Genomic DNA, 22952 nt, shown 5'->3' with positions numbered 1-22952 from the left:
GCGCGAACGTACGCTGTACGTCTCACGTACGATGTACGTACGGTGTCATGGGACACTTACCCCTGTCAACGACGCAGAGAGGAGCGATGGGTGACCTCCGACACCCCGCGCGCGGCCGACACTCCGCGTCCGGCGCTGACCCGGGACCGCATCGTGCAGGCCGCGGTCGCGCTGATCGAGCGGGAGAGCGCGGAGGCGCTGTCGATGCGCCGCGTCGCGGCCGAGCTGGACGTCGCCGTGATGTCGCTCTACAACCACGTCCCGAACAAGACCGCGCTGCTGGAGGGCGTCGCCGACCGGGTCGTCGCGGGCCTGGAGCTGGGCGACGACCCCGCCCAGTCGTGGCAGGAGGGCGCGCGGGCCCTCGTCCGGGCCTTCCGCAAGGTCGCGCACGACTACCCGCGCAGCATGACGATCGTCCTCACCCACAAGGTCGACACGGCGGCGGGCCTGCGGCCGATGGAGCGGGCCCTCGCGCTCGCGGACGCGGCCGGGTTCGACGCCGCGACCGCCGTCCGCATCATGCGGGCGCTGCTCGCCTACGCGATCGGCGCGCAGATGCGCGAGGCCGGCATGGAGAAGATGCTCGGGCACCTGGAGGAGACCGGCGTCGAGTCGTGGAACCACCTCGACCCGGACGAGTTCCGGCACGTCATCGCCTACGGCCCCGAGCTGGCCGCGCACGACCCCGACAGCGACTTCGAGTTCGGCCTCGACCTGCTCATCGCGGCGCTGGAGGCGCTTCCGCGCGGACCGGCGGCGGAACCGGGGTCAGGTAGGGGCTGAGGCCCCGCCGGCAGAAGTCGGTCATGTGCCGGGCCGCGTCCTCCGCCGACACGTCGGGACGGCTGGTCAGCCACAGCGCCATCCGCTCGCTCGCCCCCATGATGATCTGCGTGTACGCCTCGATCGCGTCGGCGGGCGCGGACGGCGCGAACGTCGTGAGCACCCCGGCGATCAGCGTGCTCTGCTGCCGCCGGGTCGCCTCGACGGCCTCGGCGGTCTCCGGGGACGCGGCCGTCGGCTCGCGCAGCAGCATCGAGAACGAGTTGCCGTGGGCGTCGATGAAGGAGAAGTAGGCGACCATGCCGCGCCACAGGATGTCCTCGGGGTCGGTGGCGCCCGCCATGGCCTTCTGCGTCACGTCGAGCAACTCCGCCTTGGACCGGCTCACGCAGGCCACGAGCAGGCCGTCCTTGGAGCCGAAGTACTCGTAGAGCATCGGCTTGGAGACCCCGCAGCGCTCGGCGATCTCGTCCATCGAGGTGGCCTGGTAGCCGCGCTCGCCGAACACCTCCTCCGCCACGTCCAGCATCTGCTGCTCGCGCGCCGCCCGGGACATCCGCTTGCGGCGGGGAGCGGGCGGTGTGGCGGCACTCACAGGGGAAACCTCTCTGTTGGACCTACCGTCAGTAACCTACTCCAGGTAACTTACTCGAAGTAGGTTACGCGAGAGGATGGGTTATGAGCGAGCGTGCCCCGGCGATCGTCATCATCGGTTCCGGCTTCGCCGGCCTCGGCATGGCGATCCGGCTCAAGCAGAACGGCTTCCACGACTTCGTCGTGCTGGAGAAGAGCGACGCGCTCGGCGGGACGTGGCACGACAACACCTATCCCGGGTGCGCCTGCGACGTCCCCTCGCACATGTACTCCTTCTCGTTCGAGCTGAACCCCGGCTGGTCGCGGATGTTCGCGCCGCAGCCGGAGATCCGCGCCTACATGGAGCGGACGGCCGACAAGTACCGGGTCCGCGAGCACATCCGGTTCGGCGCGCACGTCGAGTCCATGGAGTACGACGACGACGCCAGGCGCTGGGACGTGGCGCTCGCGGACGGGACGGTCCTCACCCCGAAGGCCATCGTGTCCGGCATCGGCGCCCTGCACGTCCCGTCCTTCCCCGACCTGCCGGGCATGGAGCGGTTCCAGGGCACCGCGTTCCACTCCGCCGAGTGGGACCACTCCTACGACCTCGCCGGCAAGCGCGTCGCCGTCATCGGGACGGGCGCGTCCGCGATCCAGTTCGTCCCGCAGGTCGCGAAGCGGGCCGCCGACCTCGTCGTCTTCCAGCGGACGCCGCCGTGGATCCAGCCGAAGCCCGACGTGTCGATCCCCGCCCCGGTGCGCGCGGCGTTCAAGCGGCTGCCGGGCGCCGCCCGCTCCTTCCGCAACGGCATCTACTGGGCGCTGGAGGCCCGCGCCGTCGGCTTCACCATCGACCCGCGGCTGTCGACCCCGCAGGAGAAGATCGCCCGCCGGCACATCGGCAAGCAGATCGCCGACCCGGAGCTGCGCGCGAAGGTGACGCCGGACTACACGATCGGCTGCAAGCGGATCCTGCTGTCCAACGACTACTATCCGGCGCTCACTCGCCCGAACGTGCACCTGGAGACGTCCGCGGTCGCCGAGGTCCGGGAGAACTCGATCGTCACGGCCGACGGGCGCGAGTACGAGGTCGACTGCATCGTCTACGGCACCGGCTTCAAGGTGACCGACGCCCTCAACGAGCTGCGCGTGACCGGCCGCGGCGGCACCAAGCTCCAGGAGATCTGGGCGGACGGCATCGAGGCGCACCACGGCACCACCGTCCCCGGCATGCCGAACTTCTTCATGCTGCTCGGCCCGAACACCGGTCTCGGCCACAACTCCGTCGTCTTCATGATCGAGGTGCAGATCCGGCACGTGCTGAGCTGCCTGCGCCTCCTCCAGGACGCGGGCGCCGACGCGATCGAGCCGAAGCCGGCGGCGGCCCGCCGCTTCAACGACCGCATGCAGAAGCGGCTGCGCCGCGCCGTCTGGAACGAGGGCGGCTGCAGCAGCTGGTACCTGGACGAACAGGGCGTCAACCGCACCCTGTGGCCGGGGCACACCTTCGAGTTCTGGGCCGGCTCCCGTAAGGCCGACCCCGACGAGTACCTCATCACACACTGAGCGAAAGACCGTCCGGGGCGCCGCGCGGCGTCCCGGACGCGTCGCTCGGCGGCGGCCACTTCTCGGGTGCGGCTACTTCTCAGGCGCGAACATGGGCCGGAAGCCCGCGACGAGCTGCCGGATCACGGGCCGCTGCTCGGCCGGGCCGCGGCCGCGCAGGTCGTGGATCGGGTCGAGGCCGTCGTAGTAGGGGGCCAGCGCCAGGAACGGCAGCATCGTCATCAGCCAGGTGGCGAGGACGGCGAGGTCGGCGTCCTCGCGGATGGCGCCCTGCGCCTTCCGCAGCTCCAGCGTCGGGTGGATGACCTGCAGGTAGTGCTGGTTCGCGGTGTCGCGCACCACCGACCGGACGCTGTTGTCGAGCTCGAAGTTCGTCGCCGCGGTGACGCCGCGCTCCAGCGGGTGGTCGGCCATGTACTCGGTCCAGTCGCACAGGACGTCGAACAGCCACTCGTCGAAGGACTGGTCGAAGGAGATGCGCTCGATGCGCCGCTCCATCTCCTCGCGGACGCGGCGGGACGCCTCGTCGCACACGAACGCGAAGAACTCCAGCTTGTCGCTGAAGTACTGGAACAGGGAGCCCTTGGCGATCCCGGCCTCGCGCGCGATCGTGTTCAGGCTGCCCGTCGAGTACCCGTGCTCCCCGAACTCGCGCATCGCCACCTCGAGCACCCGTTCGCGCTTGGCGACGTTGAGGCGGAACCAGGTCGACGTCGGCATGGACTCCTTCGACTTCCCGTCAGGAACCGGTAACCAGAAGGTCAGGATAACGGGCCATGCCGCCCCGTGTGACCCGAACCCCACCGACCCCGGACGGAAGGTCGCGTCCCCGCCGGGATCAGGGCTTTCTGCGCCCGAGGTGGCGGCGCCGGTACAGGCTCGCGGCGCGCAGGGTCGCGTCGAGGGAGAACCGGGTGTCGGCGTCGTCGAGGCTGTCGCCGAGGTACCCCTCCAGCTGGCGGAGCCGGTACCGGACGGTCTGCGGGTGGATCTTGAGCCGCTCGCCGATGTCGACGGCGGTCGCGCGGGTGGTGACGGACTCGGCGAGGGTCTCCACGAGGCGCTTGCGCTGGCCGTCGGAGACGTCCCGCAGCGGCTCCAGGTGTCGCCGGGTGAGTTCCTCGACCAGCGGCGGGTCCGACAGCAACCACATGGTCATCAGGTGGTTCTGGCAGGGGATGAGCGACCCGTCCGGGATGACGCCCTCCGCGGCGAGGCCGAGGACGCTGCGCGCCCAGCGCAGCGAGTGGGTGGCCCGTTCCAGCGGCAGGGTGAGCCCCAGCACGCAGCTGGCGTCCGACAGGGCGGCGCGCAGCATGGTCCGCCGGTCCGCGGTGAGCGGCCCCGGGACGAGCAGGCACGGCTCCGCCGAGTCGAAGTCGGCGAGGACGTCGGCGTCCAGCGCCGAGCGCGTGCACGGCGCGTCGGCCGCGATGGCGACGAGGGTGGCCTCGGCGGGCAGCGGCCACCAGCCGGCGGACTTGGCGAGGTCCTCGATCGCCTCGGGGACGACGGCGGGCCGCTGCAGGATCAGGTGCAGCAGCCGGCGCCGCTCCTCGCGCCGCCGCACGTCCGCGTGCCCGGTGGCCTGCTGGTAGCCGAGCCGCGCCTGGGCGACGGCCTCCTCCAGGTAGACGAGCATGGCGTCGACGGCGCTGGCCACGACGGAGGTGGGGACCCGCTCGCGCTCGGCGAGGACGGCCGTGCGGCGCCAGGCGACGTGGAAGGCGATCCGGGCCGCGGCCTGGAGGTGGTCGAGGCTGCGTCCCTCCAGGGCCTCGAAGCGGCCGAGGGTCCGGCACGTCTCGTCGCGCTGGTTGGTGCACGCGGCCGGGTCGGCGACCCAGTCCAGGAAGGTCGGCAGCAGGATGTCGGTGCAGAGGTGGAGGGTCTGGTCGTAGGTCGGATCCGGCCGGTCGTATTCGGGGATGTTGCGCTTGATCTCGCTGACGACTTCGTCGGTGACGCCGCCCAGTTCCGCGCGCAGCAAGTCGAGGAAATCCTGGAAGCGGATCTGACTCGTTTCGTGTCCGGACAATTCCAAAGCCTGCACCATGGGTAACCAAACCTCCGCATCAGGCCGGCCGGACGCCGGGCCGCCGCCCGGCGGGGACGGTGGCACCGGATGGCGTTGCGCCGAGCGGGAAGCAACATCCGGGGCGGGATCGAGGACACCGCGAACATAAAGTCGCCAGTCCCGGCTGGCAAGGGCTTCCCGTTCGATCGGACGAGAGACGGCGCGGTTTTGCGCGCGATGTGACAAGAACGACGTTCGGTTGCTGGACGGGTGACAAACCCCGCGCCCGCCGGGCCTCGGCGCCGCCGGGCCGCCCCCGGCGTCCCCCCGCCATCCTACCCGTCGGTAATCACCGGCGACGGATCCGGCGAGATCGAACACTAAGCCGGTGACAAATTCGGGCCGCCATTTACCGGATTGTGCCAATAAGTTCGTGCAGGCTATTGAACGCCGCGTCTATTGCGCCGTAGCGTCCTCGCAACCTCCTTATTTTTGCGAGCGTGGTGTCGTTGGGAATTGAAGTCGTCGTCGAGGGGCTGACGAAGGTATTCGGCCGGCAGACGATCTGGCAGGACGTCACCCTCACCCTCCCCCCGGGTGAGGTGAGCGTCCTGCTCGGGCCGTCCGGGACCGGCAAGACGGTGTTCCTCAAGTCGCTGGTCGGTCTCCTGAAGCCCGAGGAGGGCCGGGTCATGATCGACGGCATCGACATGGTCAACGACCGCGACCGCGAGGTCTTCGAGGCCCGCAAGCGCTTCGGGCTGATGTTCCAGGACGGCGCCCTGTTCGGCTCCCTCCCCCTCTTCGACAACATCGCGTTCCCGCTGCGCGAGCACACCAAGAAGAAGGAGTCGGAGATCCGGCGGATCGTGCTGGAGCGGATGGAGATGGTCGGCCTCGGCGGCGAGGAGCGCAAGCTGCCCGGCCAGATCTCCGGCGGCATGCGCAAGCGCGCCGGCCTCGCCCGCGCGCTCGTCCTCGACCCGGAGATCATCCTGTGCGACGAGCCGGACTCCGGCCTGGACCCGGTCCGCACCGCGCACATCTCCCAGCTGCTCATCGACGTCAACGCGCGGATCGACGCGACGATGCTGATCGTCACGCACAACATCGACATCGCCGCGACCGTCCCCGACAACATCGGCATGCTGTACCGCCGCGACCTCGTCGCGTTCGGCCCCCGCGAGGCGCTGCTCACCAGCGAGGAGCCGGCCGTCCTGCAGTTCCTGCACGGCGACACCCACGGCCCCATCGGGATGTCGGAGGAGAAGGACGCCGCGCTGCTGGCCGCCGAGGCCGCCGCCCCGGCGCGCACGCACCGCACCCTGGAGATCCCGCCGCAGCTGCGCCCGACCCCCGGCACCCCGCCCCGGCAGGGCGAGCGCCGGCACGCGATGGCGGTCGACGCGATGATGCCGCGCCTGTCCTACCAGGCCCAGCAGGCGATCTACGCCAACCGCAGGCACATGCAGGAGGGCAGCGCCGATGCGAACTGACCGGTCGCCGACCGGTGACCCGACCGCACGGCGCGGCGACGCGCGCGTGCCCGTCCCAGCAGAAGGAGACGCGCGTGGCCGCACCTGACGCCGCCGTCCCCGGCGCCGGCGCGCTGCGCCAGACCGGGCGGCTGTTCGCGCTCGCCGCGACCGTGCTGGCGCTGTCGTTCCGACGGCCGTTCCAGCTCCGCGAGCTGGTCCAGCAGTTCTGGTTCATCGCGTCGGTGTCGATCCTGCCGACCGCGCTGGTGTCGATCCCGTTCGGCGCGGTCATCTCGCTGCAGGTCGGGTCGCTGGCCAAGCAGCTCGGCGCGCAGTCGCTCACCGGCGGCGCGAGCGTCCTGGCGGTGGTGCAGCAGGCGAGCCCGCTGATCGTGGCGCTGCTGATCTCCGGCGCGGCCGGGTCGGCGATCTGCGCCGACCTCGGCTCCCGGACGATCCGCGAGGAGATGGACGCGATGGAGGTGATGGGCGTCTCGCCCATCCAGCGCCTCGTCGTCCCCCGGGTGCTCGCCTGCATGGCGGTCGCGGTGCTGCTGAACGGCCTGGTCTCGGTCGTCGGCGTCGCCGGCGGCTACTTCTTCAACGTGCTGCTGCAGGACGGGACGCCCGGCGCCTACCTCGCCTCGTTCTCCGCGCTCGCGCAGCTGCCCGACCTCTACATCGGCGAGCTCAAGGCGCTGCTCTTCGGGTTCATCGCCGGGGTCGTGGCCGCCTACCGCGGCCTGAACCCGAGCCCCGGCCCGAAGGGCGTCGGGGACGCGGTCAACCAGTCGGTGGTCATCACGTTCCTGATGCTGTTCTTCGTCAACCTCGTGCTGACGGCCATCTACCTGCAGGTCGTCCCCCCGAAGGGAGCGTGACATGGCGGTCCCCGGGGCTCGCCGCCTCCGGCCGGTGAAGCTCGTCTCGTGGCTGGACCAGCCCGGCGACCAGCTCGGCTTCTACGTCCGGGCGCTGCTGTGGACGCCGCGCGCGCTGCGCCGCTACCTGCGCGAGTCGCTGCGGCTGCTCGGCGAGGTCGCGTTCGGCAGCGGCGCGCTCGCCGTCATCGGCGGCACCGTCGGCGTCATGATCGGCATGACGGTCTTCACCGGCGTCGTCGTCGGCCTGTCCGGTTACGCCGCGCTCGACCAGATCGGGTCGGCGGCGTTCACCGGGTTCGTGTCGGCCTACTTCAACACCCGAGAGATCGCGCCGCTGGTGGCCGGGCTCGCGCTGTCGGCCACGGTCGGCGCCGGGTTCACCGCGCAGCTCGGCGCGATGCGGATCAACGAGGAGATCGACGCGCTGGAGGGCATGGGCATCCAGTCGGTGCCCTACCTCGTCACGACCCGGATCATCGCGGGCACGGTCGCGATCATCCCGCTGTACGGCATCGGGCTGCTCAGCTCGTATCTGGCGTCCAGACAGGTGACGATCTGGATCAACGGCCAGTCGGCCGGCACCTACGACCACTACTTCAACATCTTCCTCGCCCCCGAGGACGTGGTGCTGTCGTTCATCAAGGTGCTGATCTTCAGCGTGATGGTGGTGCTGGCGCACTGCTACTACGGCTACCGCGCGGTCGGCGGCCCCGCCGGCGTGGGCATCGCCGTCGGCCGCGCGGTCCGCACCGCGATCGTGCTGATCAGCGTGACGGACTTCTTCGCCAGCCTCGCCATCTGGGGGGCCACGACGACGGTGAAGGTGACGGGCTGACATGGCGAGACGGACGACCCGGCACGTGGTCGGGCAGCGCCTCACCGGGGTGGTGTTCCTGCTGGTCCCGGCGCTGCTGATCTGGCTGTCGATCGCGATCTACGACAAGCAGTTCACCGACGCGACGATGGTGACGCTGCAGACCTCGACGGCGGGGCACGAGATGCACCCGATGGCGGACGTGAAGGTCCGCGGCGTCGTGGTCGGCGAGGTCCGCTCCATCAAGGCGGACGGGTCCGGCGCGAAGCTGGAGCTGGCGCTGAAACCGGGGATGACCGACCGGATCCCGTCCGACGTCCAGGCGCGGCTGCTGCCGACGACGGTGTTCGGCGCCCGGTTCGTGTCGCTCGTCCCGCCGCAGGGGACGGCGGCCGCGCCGATCGCCGACGGCGCGGTGATCTCCGAGGACCGCAGCCAGAACGCGGTGGAGCTGTCGGAGGTCCTGAACCACACCATGGACCTGCTGGACACCCTGCAGCCCGCGAAGCTGTCGGCGACGCTGAACGCCATGTCGCGGGCGCTGGAGGGCCGCGGCGACCAGATCGGCGCGAACCTGGAGCAGCTCGACGCGTACCTGACCAAGCTGAACCCGGAGGTGCCGGCGCTCACCCGGAACCTGGAGGAGCTGGCGAAGTTCTCCCAGAACGCGGCCGACGCCGCGCCGGACCTGCTGCAGGCGCTCACCGACTTCACCGTCACCAGCCGGACGTTCGTCGAGCAGCGCATCGCGCTCGCGAGCCTCTACAACGCGGTGTCGGGGACGTCCGCCGACTTCCAGGACTTCCTGGACGCCAACTCCGGCATCATCATCGCGCTGGCGACCGAGAGCCGGGGGAGCCTGGACGTGATGCGCCGCTACGCACCGGCGGCGCCCTGCACGTTCCGGATGCTCGCCGACTTCATCCCGACGATGAACAAGGTCCTCGGGAAGGGCACCGACGAGCACGGCGTCCACGGCATCGTCGTGCCGCTCAAGAGCAAGGGCCGCTACGTCCCGGGCAAGGACGCGCCCCGCTACGACGGCGGTGACGGGCCGCACTGCCCGAGCGTCCCGTACCTGGCGACCGGGAACGGCGTGCGGGTGCTGCCCGCCGGCGGCGTCCCGGGCACGGGCGGCGCGGCCGGCAGCGGGCTCGGCCCGGCGAACTCGGCGTCGGAGAACGACCTGGTCAACGAGCTGGCGGGACCGTCGCTCGACGAGGTGCCCGAGCAGTTGCCGGACTGGTCCAGCGTGCTGGTCGGGCCGATCTACCGGGGCACGGAGGTGACGGTCAAGTGAGGCTCACCGGCCAGGGGATCAAGGGCATGGGCTTCCCGCTCGTCAGCTCGCTGATCTTCATCGTGGTGACGGTGCTGGCGACGGCGCTGCTGGCGTCCAGCATCACCGGCGCCACCAGCGGCGACCGCATCACCTACTACGCCAAGTTCACCGACGTCGCCGGGCTGCACCCGGGGCACGGGGTGCGGATCGCGGGCGTCGAGGTCGGCCAGGTCGACGAGATCAAGGTCAGCGACCACCGGCTCGCCCGGGTGAAGTTCTCCGTCGACCGGGACCGGCAGATCCCCGCGTCGGCGACCGCCGCCGTCAAGTACCTGAACCTGGTCGGCGGACGCTACGTCGAGCTCGCCCAGGGCACCGGCTCGCCCGGCCAGATGCTGAAGCCCGGCGGGACGATCCCCGTCGACCACACCAACGGCACGCTCAACCTCACCCAGCTGTTCCAAGGCTTCCAGCCGCTGATGCAGGCGCTGTCGCCGGGGGAGGCCAACAAGCTGTCGGAGTCGATCGTCAAGGTGCTCCAGGGCGAGGGCGGCACCGTCGAGAGCCTGCTGCGCACCGTCGGGCAGCTGACGAACACGCTCGCCGCCAAGGACAAGGTGATCGGCCAGGTCATCACGAACCTGGACAGCATCGTCCAGACGATCAACGGGCGGGACGAGCAGCTCGTCGACCTGATCAGCACGCTGCGCCGGTTCACCTCCGGCCTCGCGACCGACCGCAAGCCGATCGGTGAGGCGCTCGGGTCGATCGCCGACCTGACCACCGCGACCGCCGGCCTGCTCCAGGTCACCCGCGACCCGCTGAAGGACGACATCGTCCAGCTCGGCCGGCTCAGCGACAACCTCAACCGCGACGAGCCGCTGCTGGAGCGCTTCCTGCAGCGGTCGCCGCAGAAGATGGCGACGCTGGGCCGCCTCGCCTCCTACGGCTCGTGGGTCAACTTCTACCAGTGCGAGGTGACGTTGATCGGCGTCAGCTACGCCGGCTCGGACCTGTCGAAACAGCCGCCGCCGACCGGCATCCCGATCGATGACAAGGACGGGAGGTGCCGCGGATGACACCCCCGACGCCGCCCACACCGCCGACTCCGCCCACGCCGCCGACTCCGCCGCCGGGCGGACCGACCCCGACCGGACCGCCCGGCGGCGGCCCCACCCCGGGCCGGCCCGGAGCGCCGCTGCCGCGCGCGCTGCCGCGCCCGGCGAAGGGCCGGCCGCGGCTCAAGCCGCTGCGCGAGCGCAACCCGATCGGCATCGCCGCCGTCGGCATCGTGCTCCTGCTCGTCCTCGGCATGCTCGCCTACCGCGCCGACGAGCTGCCCGTCATCGGCGGCGGGACGACCTACAGCGCGTACTTCTCCGAGGCCGCCGGGCTGAAGGACGGCCAGGAGGTCCGCGTCGCCGGCGTGAAGGTCGGCAAGGTCACCGCCGTCGAGCTCAAGGGCGACAAGGTCGAGGTGACGTTCCGGGTCAAGGACACCTGGGTCGGCAACTCCACCCGCGCCATGATCATGATCAAGACGCTGCTGGGGTCGAAGTACCTCCAGCTCGACCCGCTCGGCTACCGCAAGCAGGACCCGGACAAGCCGATCCCGCTCGACCGGACCATCGCCCCCTACGACGTCACGACCGCCTTCCAGGACCTCGGCCGGACGTTCCAGGACCTCGACACCGCCAAGCTCGCGCAGAGCCTGGAGACGATCTCCACGACGTTCGAGGACACCCCGGCGAGCGTCAAGGTCGCGCTGCACGGCCTGTCGGCGCTGTCGAACACGATCGCGTCGCGGGACGCCGAGCTGTCCCGGCTGCTCGCCGGGACCAAGCAGCTGTCCGGCACGATCGCCGCGCAGAACGGCCAGTTCGAGACGCTGTTCAAGGACGGCAACCTGCTGCTCGGCGAGCTGCGCCGGCGGCGCGACTCCATCCACGCGCTGCTCGTCGGCACCACCCGGCTCTCGAACGAGCTGGTCGGCCTCGTCAACGACAACCGCCGCACGCTCGGCCCGACGCTCGAGTCACTGGGGCGGGTCACCGACATCCTGCAGCGCAACCAGAAGAGCCTGGAGCGCGTGCTGGAGACCGCCGTCCCCTACATCCGGGTCCTCGGCAACGCGACCGGCAACGGCCGCTGGGTGGACGGCTACCTGTGCGGCACCGTCCCCAGGGAGTACCTGGAGAACGGCCGCTGGCAGCCGTCCGGGAAAGCCTGCGAACCGCCGCACCTGACGGGAGGACGGTGACATGGCGTCCCCCACGACGCGCACGGTGAAGCTGCCGAAGCTCGGCTCGCCGATCCGCGACCACCGGACGCGGGTCGTGCAGGCGCTGATCGCGGTGTTCGTGCTGCTGATCGCGATCGCGCTGGTCCCGCTGCTGAGCGGCGGGCCCACGCACAAGATCACCGCGTACTTCACCACCGCGATCGGCGTCTACCCGGGCTCCGACGTCCGCGTCCTCGGCGTGAAGGTCGGGTCGATCGACTCGATCGAACCGCTCGGCGACAAGGTCAAGGTCGAGATGCGCGTGGACGACGACGTCGACGTCCCCGCCGCCGCCCGCGCCATCGTCATCGCGCCGAACCTGGTGTCGGACCGGTACGTCCAGCTCGACCCCGCCTACAGCGGCGGCGCGAAGATGGCCGACGGCGCGTCGATCGACACGCAGCACACCGCGACGCCGCTGGAGCTCGACCAGCTCTACGACGCCGTCCGGAAGATCTCCGGCGACCTCGGCCCGCAGGGGCTGAACGCGCAGGGCGCGCTGTCGGACGTCATCCACGTCGGCGCCGCCAACCTCGGCGGCAACGGCAAGGCGCTCAACAACATGATCGCCGACCTCGGCAAGGCGTCCCAGACGCTCGACGACAACAGCGGCGACCTGTACGCCACGGTCAGCAACCTCAACAAGTTCAGCGAGATGCTCCGCGCCAACGACGGGCAGATCCGGCTGGCGGAGAACCAGCTCGCCGAGGTGAGCCGGTTCCTCGCCGCCGACCGCGACGAGCTCGGCGCGGCGCTGCGGAGCCTCGCGCGGGCGCTCGCCGAGGTGAAGGGGTTCATCCAGGACAACCGGGCGGCGCTGAAGAAGAACGTCGGCAAGCTCGCCGACGTCACGCAGATCCTCGTCGACCAGCGGGCGTCCCTGTCGGAGCTCCTCGACACCGCGCCGCTGGTGACGCAGAACGCGCTGAACGCCTACGACCCGAAGACCCGCACGCTGATGGCGCGCGGCAACCTCCTGGAGATCACCAAGGCGTTCGGCAGCCTCGACCAGCCGGGCGTCGACCCGCCCGCCGCGAACCTGCAGCCGGTGTGCGCGGCGGCGGCGTCCGCGACGCGGATGCTCCGCGAGCAGTGCGACCGCCTCAGCAAGGGCGGCCTGGTCGCCGCCTCGCCGGCGCGGGAGACCGGTGCCCCGGCGCTGCCGCTGCCGCCCGCCGGAAAGATCTACACCGGCACGGCCGGGAAGGGAGACCGCTGATGCGGGTGCCCAAGCTCGTCGCGGCCCTCACCGCCGGCGCCGTGCTGGCGGCGGGCTGCTCGACTCAGATCGAGGACATCCCGCTGCCCGGCGGCGCCGACCTCGGCGACCACCCCTACACGGTCAAGGTGCAGTTCGAGGACGTGCTGAACCTCGTCCCGCAGGCCGCCGTCCGGGTCAACGACGTCCCGGTCGGCCGGGTGAAGAAGGTGTCGCTGCCGAAGGGGGCGTGGCAGGCGGAGGTGACGCTCATCGTCAACGGCGACGTGCACCTGCCCGCGAACGCGACCGCGAACCTGGAGCAGTCGAGCCTGCTGGGGGAGAAGTACATCAAGCTCGCCGCCCCCGCGACGGCCCCGTCCCCGCAGCGGCTCACCGACGGCGCCGTGATCCCGGTGTCCCGGACGACGAAGAACGCCGACGTCGAAGAGGTCTTCGGCGCCCTGTCGCTGCTGCTGTCGGGCGGCGGGCTCCCGCAGATCCGGACGATCAACACGGAGCTGAACAAGGCGCTCAACGGGCGGGAGGACAAGGTCCGGTCGGCGCTGGAGAACCTGAACAAGCTGACGTCGACGCTCGACCGCAACCGGCAGTCGATCGTGGACGCGCTCGACGGCCTCAACCGGCTGTCGTCCACGGTCGCGTCCCGCAACGGGCAGGTCGAGACCGTCCTGGGCGACCTGTCGCCCGGCCTGAAGGTGCTGGACGAGCAGCGCGGCCAGCTCGTCGAGATGCTGCGCAGGCTGGACAAGCTGTCCGACGTCGCCGTCAAGACGATCAACGCCAGCAAGGACGACACGGCCGCGGACCTGCGGTCGCTGTCGGTCATCCTGCGCAAGCTCGCCGACTCCGGCCGCGACCTGCCGAAGTCGCTGGAGATCCTGCTGACGTACCCGTTCACGGACGAGGTGCTGAAGGCGGTCAAGGGCGACTACCTCAACGGCTACATCACCGTCATCGCCGCCAAGGGCTTCGACTGCGTCATCCCACCGGTGGAAGAGGTCGACCTCTTCAAGCGCGGCGAGGAGGACAGCGGCCTGCGGAAGACCGCGAAGCAGGACGACGACCCGGCGGATGCGAAGACCGGCCCGCTCGCCGGGACATCCGACTATCACGGCCCGTTGCCGAAGCCGTGCCCGGACACGGCGGCCCGCGCCGGCACCCAGGCCGCAGTGCCCGGTGCGGAGGCCCCGGACGCGGGGACGCCCACGCCGCAGGCACCCCAACCGGTCGCGCCGAGCCGGGCGCCCCGGAACGAGAGCCCGAGCAGCGAGCCGGCCCTCCCGCTGCCGACACTGGGGGAGGACTGACATGCTGACCGCGGTCACCCGCATCAAGATCGTCATCTTCGCCGTCATCGCGGTGGTGGTCCTCGCCTACATCGGAACCAACTACGCCGACCTTGGCCGCTATGTCGGGCTGCGCGGGTACTACACCGTCCGGCTCGACCTGCCGAGCACCGGCGGCCTCTTCGAGGGGTCGGCGGTGTCGTACCGGGGCGTGAGCATCGGCAAGGTCGGCAAGCTCGACCTCACCCGTGACGGCGTCGTCGCCGAACTCTGGATCGACAACTCGTCGCCGGACATCCCAAAGGATCTGCAGGCGGTGGTCGCGAACCGCTCCGCCGTCGGAGAGCAGTACGTCGACCTCCGACCGCGCGCCGACTCAGGGCCGTACCTGGCGCAGGGCAGCACGATCCCGCGGAGCGTGACCACCACGCCGACGCCGGTGAACGAGACGCTCAAGAGCGTCAACGACCTCGCCGCCTCGCTGCCGCTGAACGACACGAAGATCCTCATCGACGAGATGGGGCTGGCATTCTCCGGGCAGGGACCGCACCTGCAGCAGCTCCTCGACACCAGCGCCCGGTTCGTGTCGGCGTCCGACGCGGCGTTCCCCGACTCGCGCGCGCTGATCCACAACGGGGAGGCGGTGCTGCGGACGCAGAACGAGATGTCGACGGCGTTCAAGTCGTTCGCGTCCAACTCGAGCCTGCTGGCGCGGCAGCTCCGCGACTCCGACACCGACCTGCGCGAGGTCATCCAGTCCGGGCCCGGGGCGGCGAGCGAGCTGTCCGGTCTGCTCGACGACCTGGACCCGAGCCTCAGCGTCCTGCTGGCGAACCTCCTCACCACCGCCCGCGTGGCCGAGCCTCGCCAGGGCGCCATCGAGGAGATGCTGGCGAACCTCCCGATGATCGCGAGCATCGGCCCGAGCATCGTGGACGGCGACAAGCTCCGGATGGGCCTGGCCACCACGTTCTTCAACCCGCAGCCCTGCACCCGCGGCTACGGCAAGACCCGGTACCGCGACGGCCTCGACCTGAGGCCCGCACCGCCGTTCAACACCGACGCGCACTGCGCGGAGGACCCGCGCACCGGCATCAACGTGCGCGGCACCGCGAACGCGCCCCGCAAGGGCGTCCCGGCGGCGGTCAAGCCGGGCGCGTCGAGCGGCTCACGGCCGACCGACCTGCTCGCATCGCTCGGGCTGTCCGCAGGAGCGCGCCCGCCGTCGTCCGGCGACCTCGCCACCCTCCTTGGCCTTGGAGGCACGCGGTGACGGGCGTGGTGGCGGGCGTGGCGGCCGTGCTGCGCCGGCCGGCCTGGGCGATCCGGTGGATACGCCCGGCCGGTTACGTCCTCACGGCCGCCGCCACGGTCTTCCTGTGCCTGTCGCTGTGGTCGCTGTTCCAGTCGCAGCGGGGCGCCGACCACGATCTCGCCGCCGCGCGGGACGAGGTGGCCACGACCGCCGTCCGCGACCTTGCGCTGGTCAACAGCATCGACCCGAAGGTGGCCGAACTCGACCTGCAGCACTGGCAGGACGTCGCCACCGGTCCGTTCGCCGAGGCGCTGAAACGCGACATGCCCGAAGCGCAGGCGAGGTTCGCGAAGCAGAAGAGCTCCTCGCAGGGGCGGGTCACGGCACTCGCCGTCACCGACCTCGACAGGTCGGGGGGCAGCGCCACTCTCATCGCCTCCGTGCGGGTCTTCACCGAACCGGCCGGCGACGCGGTCCAGGGCACCGAGCAGCGCAAGCGCTACGAGGTCGGGATGCAGCGGGTCGGCGGCATCTGGAAGATCAGCTCGCTGAAACCGCTGGCACCCGGAGGGAGCGGGTCGTGAGCATCACCGAGGAGAGCCCCCCACGCCGTCCCGTCCCGCGGAAGAAGAAAAAGACCGCCCGGCGCTCGCTTGTCTCCCGACTCGAGCGGGCCGCCGGGCTGGGGTGGCCGGTGGCCCTCGCCCTGGCGCTGTGCCTGTCCGCCTTCGCCGTCGACGGCTGGGCCGACAGGCGAAGCGAGAGGTCACCGGCCGCCAACCGGGCGCTCGTGGACAAGACCCGCACGGAGAAGATCATTGCGGACGTCTCAACGAAGGTCGCGCGGATCTTCACCTACAGCTATGCCGACCCCGCGGCCACCGAACGGGCCGCGAACGCCGTCCTCACCGGCCGCGCCGTTCGTGACTACCGCGAACTCTTCGGCCTCGTCAAGCAGAACGCTCCGGTCATGAAACTCGCCCTCACGACGAAGGTGGCGAAGGCCGGACTGATCAAGCTCAACCGTGACGGGACGGCGGTCCTGCTGGTCCTGCTGGACCAGACCACCACCCGGGCGGGGAAGCCGACCGGTGCGCCGGTCGCGGCCCAGCTCATAGTCACGGCACGCGACGACCACGGCTGGCGCATCAGCGACCTCCGGGCCGCCTGAAAGGAAAGGGTGGATTTCAGGTGACCAAGACCAGGACCAAGACCGCCGAATCGGTGGCGGAGGAGCCCGAGGTCCGGGCGGACGAGCCCGAGGCCCCGGCCGACGAGCAGCCCGAACCGGAGCCGTCCCCGAAGGAGACCGGCAAGGCGGAAACGCCTGCCGAGGCCCCGGAATCCGAGTCCTCTGAGAAGAAGCCCGAGGACGCGCCGGAGTCGGAGTCGTCCGCGGAGAAGACGGACGAGAAGCCCCGGCGCCGCCTGTCCAAGGACCCGCTGATCCGGATCGCGTCACTCGTGACACTGATCGCGGCGGGCGCCGCCGCCTGGTTCGGCTGGTCGTACCACGCGGCGTCCGGCGACGATTCGCTGGCCTACGCCGCCGAGCGGGACCGGGTGCTCGCCGTCGCCGGGCAGGAGATCGTCAACCTCAACACGCTCGACTACCGCCAGGTGGACGCGGGCCTCAAGGTGTGGCAGGACTCGGCGACCGCGCAGCTCTACGACCAGATCGTGCAGGGCCGCGATCGGCTCAAGTCCGAGGTGCAGAAGGCGAAGACGACCAGCACCGCGAAGATCCTCGAATCCGGGCTCACCGAACTCGACACCCGCGCGGGCAAGGCGGCCGTGATCGCCGCCGTCCGCATCACCATCACCGGCGCCGACGGCAAACCGGTCGACAACACCCGCCGCATGGCCGGCCAGCTCACCCGGACCTCGGACGGCTGGAAACTGTCGATGCTCGGCCAGGCCCCGACCGGAACGCCCTGAGCGGGGAGGAGAAAGCGAATGGCAGGGATCACTTCAGTCGGCCGGTTCGTCCCCGGCACCGCGCGCACTCGCCTGGCCGTCCTCCTCGGCGCGCTGACGATAGCGCTCGGCGGTGTCGCCGCCTGGTCCAACGCCCAGGAAGGCGACCTGACCGGCGCGGCCTCCGCGCAGAACGACGCCCTCAGCGACAACGGCCGCACCGCCGAGGTCAAGGGCCAGGTGACGACGGTCGTCAACACGGTGTTCTCCTACAACTACGCCGACACGGCCAAGACGGAGAAGGCGGCACAGGAACTGCTCACCGGAAAGGCCGTCCAGCAGTACAACCAGCTTTTCGCTCTGGTGCGCAAGCAGGCGCCGCAGCAGAAGCAGGTACTCACCACGGCGGTCACCGACTCGGCGGTGAAGTCCCTGACCGGCGACCGCGCCCGCCTCCTGGTCTTCGCCGACCAGCGCAACACCCGCACCGACAAGAACAAGACGAGTTACTCAGCGGCAGTGTTCGCCGTCGATGCCATCCACACCAAGGGCAAGTGGAAGATCGCCAACATCGACACCCTCGGAGCCTAACTAACATGCGAAAACTCTCCCGAAGGGCCGTGACCGCCATCGTGGCTACGGCGACTACCGCTGCCTTGGCAACAGCTCCGGCCGAAGCGGGACCGCTCACCTACACCATTCAGAACGGCGGCTATCTCACGGGAACCAACATGGGACCCATCAGCGCCTACGGCTCGCGGAGCGGGTTCGCCATGAATTGCACTTCCTCGACGTTCAGCGGCTGGACCCAGAAGGATACGAGTGGCAGCCCGGTGGTGGATGGCATCGTGGACGGCGAGAACATCGCCACATTGGACGACGTGTCCTTCTCCTCGCCTGGTGCCAACGCGAACGACTGGTGTTGGAGCAATGGTGTCTACGCCCAGGTGACGACGCTGGGCCTGCCGTGGAAGTTCGTCGCCACGGGCTCGGGCCCGGGAGGGACGACGGACGGCCGACTGACTGGTATTCAGTTCAAGTTGCACATGCAGTCCTCCCCGTGTGACGTGATCATCGGTGGACCAGGCGTAGGTGGTTCGGGCGGCTACTACGAGGCCATGTACCTCAACCCCTCGACCCTCACGAGCGGAGACGCCATCCTCTTCATAGACTTCCAGGGCGTCAGCAACCTTACGGTACTCAGCATCTCGGGCCCCTCCTGCGAAGCTTTGTACATGCCGGGTGAACCGGTATCGCTCATCGGCCAGTACAACCTGAAGCGGACCGGGCCCGTCCCGCCGGCAGCCGGAATAAGCCCGACGATCACCTAGCGCAAGAGATGCCGGGGGCCGACACTAATCAAGTGACAAATATTCTTGATCGGAAACTAAGTCGGTGATAATTGCGTGACGATTGGCGGAACGGAATGGGAGATTTTCCGATCTGCTCTTGTAGAGTGCACTACTAGCAAGTATATTTCGATATGAGTACGGCAGGACTGGGTGGTCTTGCGCGGGAGTTGAAGGAGTTCGACTCTCGGGGTTCTGCTCCCTTCGACTTGAAGGAGCCTGTCCCTTAGAAACGCGGTCGGTATCCCTACGAGCAGCTGATTACACCTCCCAGAAGGGAAGCAGACTGGCATGCGAAAGATCACCCGAAAGGCCCTCGCCGCGACCGCGGTCGCGGCCACTACCGTCGCCCTGACGGCCACGCCGGCCCTGGCGGCGAACCAGGTCAGAATCCAGTACGGCGGCGACATCCAGGGAACCAACTCGGGTGTCGTCACCGGTTACGGCATGACCTATGGGTCCAGCCTGCAGTGCACGCAGTCGGTGGCCACCGGCGAGACCGCGATCGATTCGTCGGCATCCTCGCCCTACCTGGACAGCACCGTGTCGGCCGTCGGTGCCGCCACGCTGGACTCCGTGTCCTTCTCCTCGCCTGGCGCCAACGCGAACGACTGGTGCCTGACCAACGGTTTCCTCCCGACCCAGGTGACGGCGGAGAACCTGCCGTGGACCTTCGACGCCCTGCCCGGGGGCACGGGGGCCACGACGCTCGGCAAGCTGAACAACGTCAAGTTCACGCTGAGCGCGCCTTCAGCTCCGTGCTACGCGACCATCGGCGGACCGGGTACCAACGGTACGGGCGGCTACATCGACGGAGAGTACCTCAACCCCTCGACGCTCACGGGTAACGACGCCGAGCTCTCGGTGTCCTTCGGCGCCGGCAACAACCTGAGGGCAATCGACGTCCACGACGACAACCCCAGCGACGGCACCGACAACTGCGCCGGCCTGATCCAGGAGGGCGAAACGGTCGCGCTCGTCGCCACGTACACGCTGCAGCGGACCGGGCCTGTTCCGCCGGCGGCCGGAATCAGCCCGACGATCACCTACATCCCATGATGTGAGGCACGGTCGTGGCCTGAGCCGCACCCGGGTGCTTGGCACCTGGGTGCGGCTCCCAGTCAATTCAAGGATGTGACATGCACCGATTGTTCAGGAACGCCGCGCGGGTCGCGGCGCTCGCGATCGTGATCGTGGGCAGCGGAGCGGTGGCCGCCATCCCGCCGGCGATAGCCGACATCGGCGCAGACATGCGACTCGTGTGCTCGGATGAGTCTGGAGCACACCAAGTGGGGCTGCGGATCGAGACGACGGCACCGTCGTCCGGCATCGCCGGGCAGCCAATCCAACTGGGTACGGTCAAGGTCGACGTCGCTCTTCCGCCCGAACTGGTGAAGGTAGTTCGAACGGATTCACTGGGTGGGTCTGCGGCACCGCCGATGACAAGTGCCACACCCTCGCCCACAGCCCCACCCGCGCTCAGCGGAGTCGCCGAGATGCGAGTCGCCATTCATGAGCCTGGTCGCGATCAGCACGCTGGATGGCCGGCATTCGCGCTGGCGACCGCACCGTCACGCGGTGACGGCGTCGTGCACTTGACCGGCAGCGGGGTGGCGCCGCCGGTGGTTCCGCAGTCGCCCGGCGGTCTGTCGTGGTCGGCCAGGGAGATGGACCTGTCGTTGGTGACAGGCGGCACCGCCGCGGAGCAGGGCGCGGTGCAGACGGCGCTGCACTGCGCGGCGGAAAAGGAGTTCGGGCTCGGGACTGTGCGGGTGGGACGTGGGAACGAGGCGGCGGTCCCATCTGCGTTGAGCGCACCGTCCAGCCAGCCGGCCGCATCCCAGGAGAACCTGTGCACCCCTACCCCCGCTCCCGGGGAGGATCCACGGTACGCCGTCAATCATGAAGATGCCGGACTCGAGCAGATCTATCAGTCTCCAGAACCTCCGAAAAACCCTAAGCCCATTGAACTGTACCAACCTGGAACCATGTACTGCATCAAGGGCGCTGGATTCGTCAACGCGAAGAAGGTCGGGAATGCTGTCCCGATCTCCGTGGAGAGCAGTGCGAGGTTCTCAACTGCCAATTTCTTTAGCAGCCCAGTTCTGGGGCCGAACTACCGCGAGCTTCGTGGGTACAGTGTCAACCGTACCTACCCCACTCCCGCTACGGTCTTGGGTTTCGGATTCATGCCGACACGTGCGGTGGCCGAGGCCGTCCAGGTCGGTGCGCCTGGGAAAGAGAACCCGATCACTGGAAATCTTCGACTGATTCAGCAGTTCGACCATGCTAAGTTGATGCCAGGCATCGCCCCCGATCAGCTCAGAGCCAGTTCGTACGTTCGGATCAAAGCTGTCGAGGCCCAGGTCAACGGGGTTCCGCTCGATCTCGGCGATGAGTGCATGACGAGTTCGACCCTGTTCAAGGCCTCGGCGTTCCTGGGTAATTTGCGAACAGGGATTTTGAACTTCGATGAGGGGGAGACTCTCACTGTCGATGGCCTGGAAATTCCTTCATTCTCTGGTTGCGGGGTCACGGAGGACCTGAGCCCGATTCTTACCGCGAGTGTTTCCGGGTCGGGAAATTACGCGAGTGTGGAAACCGGGCATTGGTGCACCGTCGCCGGTGGGGCAAATTGTGTGGATGGGGCGGGCACGCCACCTCCGAACCTCACCGTTATTCCGGCCGGGGACACGACTGCGACCATGCATCCGTTCGTTCTCAACAGGATGCCTGCGACTTCGCCGGAGCAAGCCCAGTTCAGGTGCGAATCTGCGACTATGCGATTCCACTTCGACTCCGGGCACTGGCAGTCGCGCTTCATGTTGGCCAAGGGCGGGATGTCCTTTAAGGACTGCAAGGTCAAGGCATCTGATGGCACGGAGTATCCAGTGGTGGAAGCCTCGCAGGATGGCCCGATCTGGCTGTTGGTACGGATCTTTGAAGATCCGATGCGCCTAGAGATCAATGGGTTTATGTTCAGCACCGGCGTCGATACCGACGGCGATGGCTCCGCTGACTGCTCGTTCCAGATCAACAGTCCACTCCAGTACAGCCCCATCGAGCGTCAACTAGGCGCGTCACCAGGGCGGATACGCGGGCAATACGTCGATGGCAAGTTCAGTGTAATAGACCACAATCTGGAAGTCGCCTCCGAATCGACCTGCAATTTGCCAGGCTTCGAGAGGAGAACTCCCACCACCCGTATTACCTTCGATCTCGTGGGGAAGGAATTCACCTTCTCTCCGGCGCAGCAGATCATCTGGGACCGGCCCAGGTCCTGACTCAGTTGCCCGCCAACGTCGTGAAATGACGGCGTGAACTGCGGGTTCGGTGGTCCGGTGCGTGGCCCACCCGCCACTCGCAAGTGGCGGGTGGGCCACGCGCGGTTGGATGGAAGTCATCACGCTCACCATCGCCGTCGCGAGGACCCACCCGCCGATTGCCTGTCCGGGCATACCGGGCTTCGCCACCACCGGCCGGCGCCGCGCCTGCGAACCGCAACGCACCGCCACGCTGCGTCAAACCACATGAACGGCTTTACCGCGTCTCTGCCTCCCGGCCGTGTTTCAGACGGGGACTGCACAAGCTCGGCTCGCGCTTCTATCGCGCGGGTTATATGTGTCCGGTGAAAATATCGCCCCTGTCCAGAGGTCCGATATTAGCAGTCGGTAACAAGGCCAAAAAGATCTTCACATTTCGGCGTTGCGGCGTATTGAGTTCTCATTGTGGTGGGATTAATCTCCAGTTGGAATCAAGGAGTTCTCCTTCTGGGGATCTGAGTGATGGTTCCGCGTCGGTGGGTCACCTGGTGTCCGGTCGGCGTTCCGTGTTCATTTCGCCTGGTACGAAGAAGGGACAAGCCGGTGAAGTTCACCCGTTTGCGGAGACGGAGTTCTTGGCTCTCGCTTCCAGTCACGGCTGCTGCCGCGGCGCTGCTCACTGTCGGTCTGGTGTCGCCGGCTGCGGCGGCCAACCCGGACCCGATTCCGGGGAGTTTCGACTTCTCCGACTGCCCGCCGTTGCCGGAGGGGGCGAACCCGCACTTCTCGCAGTGCTACGTGGGCGTCGTCACCAGCGGCAGCTTCCAGATCGGAAACTTCAACCAGCAGATCGAAGAGCCGCTCAGGATCACCTACGCGACCACTCTCAACACCACGACCTTCGAGACGAAGATCGTGTTCGGGGCCATCGACGCGCCGAAGATGCTCGTCCAGCCAGGGCTGTTCGGTGACCCGT

General features: G+C 68.8%; 22 protein-coding genes and 1 pseudogene. 20 read left to right on the top strand and 3 right to left on the bottom strand.

Annotation, left to right across the window (positions count from 1 at the left end; all coding sequences use genetic code 11):
• Positions 1–90 precede the first annotated feature (90 nt).
• Positions 91–786, top strand: coding sequence for a TetR/AcrR family transcriptional regulator (locus ABZ806_RS20650; RefSeq protein ID WP_500218942.1), 696 nt, complete (start codon positions 91–93; stop codon positions 784–786).
• On the opposite strand, the gene ABZ806_RS20645 is transcribed toward ABZ806_RS20650, so the two are convergent.
• Positions 722–1381, bottom strand: a complete 660-nt coding sequence (locus tag ABZ806_RS20645; RefSeq protein ID WP_500218941.1) for a TetR/AcrR family transcriptional regulator — start codon at positions 1379–1381, stop codon at positions 722–724. The two genes, ABZ806_RS20650 and ABZ806_RS20645, sit on opposite strands and share 65 nt — an antisense overlap.
• Positions 1382–1464: 83 nt before the next feature.
• Between ABZ806_RS20645 and ABZ806_RS20640 the strand changes: the two genes are divergently transcribed.
• Entirely contained in the window at positions 1465–2928 is a 1464-nt protein-coding gene (locus tag ABZ806_RS20640; RefSeq protein ID WP_500218940.1) for a flavin-containing monooxygenase, read from the top strand.
• A gap of 72 nt (positions 2929–3000) precedes the next feature.
• Here the strand turns inward: ABZ806_RS20640 and ABZ806_RS20635 are convergent, their stop codons facing one another.
• Positions 3001–3648, bottom strand: a complete 648-nt coding sequence (locus ABZ806_RS20635; protein ID WP_500218939.1) for a TetR/AcrR family transcriptional regulator — start codon at positions 3646–3648, stop codon at positions 3001–3003.
• A gap of 118 nt (positions 3649–3766) precedes the next feature.
• Complete coding sequence (locus ABZ806_RS20630; protein ID WP_500218938.1) at positions 3767–4966, bottom strand: PucR-like N-terminal domain-containing protein; 1200 nt, start codon at positions 4964–4966, stop codon at positions 3767–3769.
• 488 nt (positions 4967–5454) lie between these two features.
• On the opposite strand from ABZ806_RS20630, the gene ABZ806_RS20625 reads away from it, so the two are divergent.
• The 18 genes and pseudogenes from ABZ806_RS20625 to ABZ806_RS20540 all read left to right on the top strand — a co-directional run.
• Complete coding sequence (locus ABZ806_RS20625; RefSeq protein ID WP_500218937.1) at positions 5455–6441, top strand: ABC transporter ATP-binding protein; 987 nt, start codon at positions 5455–5457, stop codon at positions 6439–6441.
• A gap of 74 nt (positions 6442–6515) precedes the next feature.
• Positions 6516–7304 carry an MlaE family ABC transporter permease gene (locus ABZ806_RS20620; RefSeq protein WP_500218936.1) on the top strand — a complete coding sequence of 263 codons (789 nt, stop codon included), beginning with the start codon at positions 6516–6518 and terminating at the stop codon, positions 7302–7304.
• Position 7305: 1 nt separating this feature from the next.
• Positions 7306–8142 carry an MlaE family ABC transporter permease gene (locus ABZ806_RS20615; protein WP_500218935.1) on the top strand — a complete coding sequence of 279 codons (837 nt, stop codon included), beginning with the start codon at positions 7306–7308 and terminating at the stop codon, positions 8140–8142.
• Between the two features lies 1 nt (position 8143).
• Entirely contained in the window at positions 8144–9421 is a 1278-nt protein-coding gene (locus ABZ806_RS20610; protein WP_500218934.1) for an MCE family protein, read from the top strand.
• Complete coding sequence (locus tag ABZ806_RS20605) at positions 9418–10482, top strand: MCE family protein (protein WP_500218933.1); 1065 nt, start codon at positions 9418–9420, stop codon at positions 10480–10482. The genes ABZ806_RS20610 and ABZ806_RS20605 overlap by 4 nt, the downstream gene beginning before the upstream one ends.
• Positions 10479–11663 carry an MCE family protein gene (locus ABZ806_RS20600; protein WP_500218932.1) on the top strand — a complete coding sequence of 395 codons (1185 nt, stop codon included), beginning with the start codon at positions 10479–10481 and terminating at the stop codon, positions 11661–11663. Before ABZ806_RS20605 ends, ABZ806_RS20600 begins: the two co-directional genes overlap by 4 nt.
• Before the next feature lies 1 nt (position 11664).
• Positions 11665–12903, top strand: a complete 1239-nt coding sequence (locus ABZ806_RS20595; protein WP_500218931.1) for an MCE family protein — start codon at positions 11665–11667, stop codon at positions 12901–12903.
• Positions 12903–14213: an MCE family protein gene (locus ABZ806_RS20590; RefSeq protein WP_500218930.1), complete on the top strand. Its 1311-nt coding sequence runs from the start codon at positions 12903–12905 to the stop codon at positions 14211–14213. The genes ABZ806_RS20595 and ABZ806_RS20590 overlap by 1 nt, the downstream gene beginning before the upstream one ends.
• Before the next feature lies 1 nt (position 14214).
• Positions 14215–15465, top strand: a complete 1251-nt coding sequence (locus ABZ806_RS20585; RefSeq protein ID WP_500218929.1) for an MCE family protein — start codon at positions 14215–14217, stop codon at positions 15463–15465.
• Positions 15462–16031 (top strand): hypothetical protein, encoded by a 570-nt coding sequence (locus ABZ806_RS20580; RefSeq protein WP_500218928.1) that lies wholly within the window; start codon positions 15462–15464, stop codon positions 16029–16031. The genes ABZ806_RS20585 and ABZ806_RS20580 overlap by 4 nt, the downstream gene beginning before the upstream one ends.
• Positions 16028–16618 carry a hypothetical protein gene (locus ABZ806_RS20575; protein ID WP_500218927.1) on the top strand — a complete coding sequence of 197 codons (591 nt, stop codon included), beginning with the start codon at positions 16028–16030 and terminating at the stop codon, positions 16616–16618. Before ABZ806_RS20580 ends, ABZ806_RS20575 begins: the two co-directional genes overlap by 4 nt.
• Before the next feature lie 20 nt (positions 16619–16638).
• Positions 16639–17385 carry a hypothetical protein gene (locus tag ABZ806_RS20570; protein WP_500218926.1) on the top strand — a complete coding sequence of 249 codons (747 nt, stop codon included), beginning with the start codon at positions 16639–16641 and terminating at the stop codon, positions 17383–17385.
• An 18-nt stretch (positions 17386–17403) separates the two neighbouring features.
• On the top strand, positions 17404–17955 hold the full coding sequence (locus ABZ806_RS20565) for a hypothetical protein (protein WP_500218925.1): 552 nt from the start codon (positions 17404–17406) through the stop codon (positions 17953–17955).
• Positions 17956–17984: 29 nt separating this feature from the next.
• Positions 17985–18695: a hypothetical protein gene (locus ABZ806_RS20560; RefSeq protein ID WP_500218924.1), complete on the top strand. Its 711-nt coding sequence runs from the start codon at positions 17985–17987 to the stop codon at positions 18693–18695.
• 309 nt (positions 18696–19004) lie between these two features.
• Complete coding sequence (locus ABZ806_RS20555; RefSeq protein ID WP_500218923.1) at positions 19005–19772, top strand: hypothetical protein; 768 nt, start codon at positions 19005–19007, stop codon at positions 19770–19772.
• A gap of 80 nt (positions 19773–19852) precedes the next feature.
• Positions 19853–21997, top strand: coding sequence for a hypothetical protein (locus tag ABZ806_RS20550; protein ID WP_500218922.1), 2145 nt, complete (start codon positions 19853–19855; stop codon positions 21995–21997).
• A gap of 109 nt (positions 21998–22106) precedes the next feature.
• On the top strand, positions 22107–22247 hold the full coding sequence (locus ABZ806_RS20545; RefSeq protein ID WP_500218921.1) for a hypothetical protein: 141 nt from the start codon (positions 22107–22109) through the stop codon (positions 22245–22247).
• Positions 22248–22579: 332 nt separating this feature from the next.
• Positions 22580–22952: pseudogene (locus ABZ806_RS20540) on the top strand (hypothetical protein); the annotation flags it as partial.

Origin of the sequence: Spirillospora sp. NPDC047418 (assembly GCF_040643275.1) — a bacterium.
In the GTDB taxonomy this organism is placed as follows: domain Bacteria; phylum Actinomycetota; class Actinomycetes; order Streptosporangiales; family Streptosporangiaceae; genus Spirillospora.
Note: the sequence above shows the minus strand (reverse complement) of the source record. Positions and strands in the feature narration are given on the sequence as shown.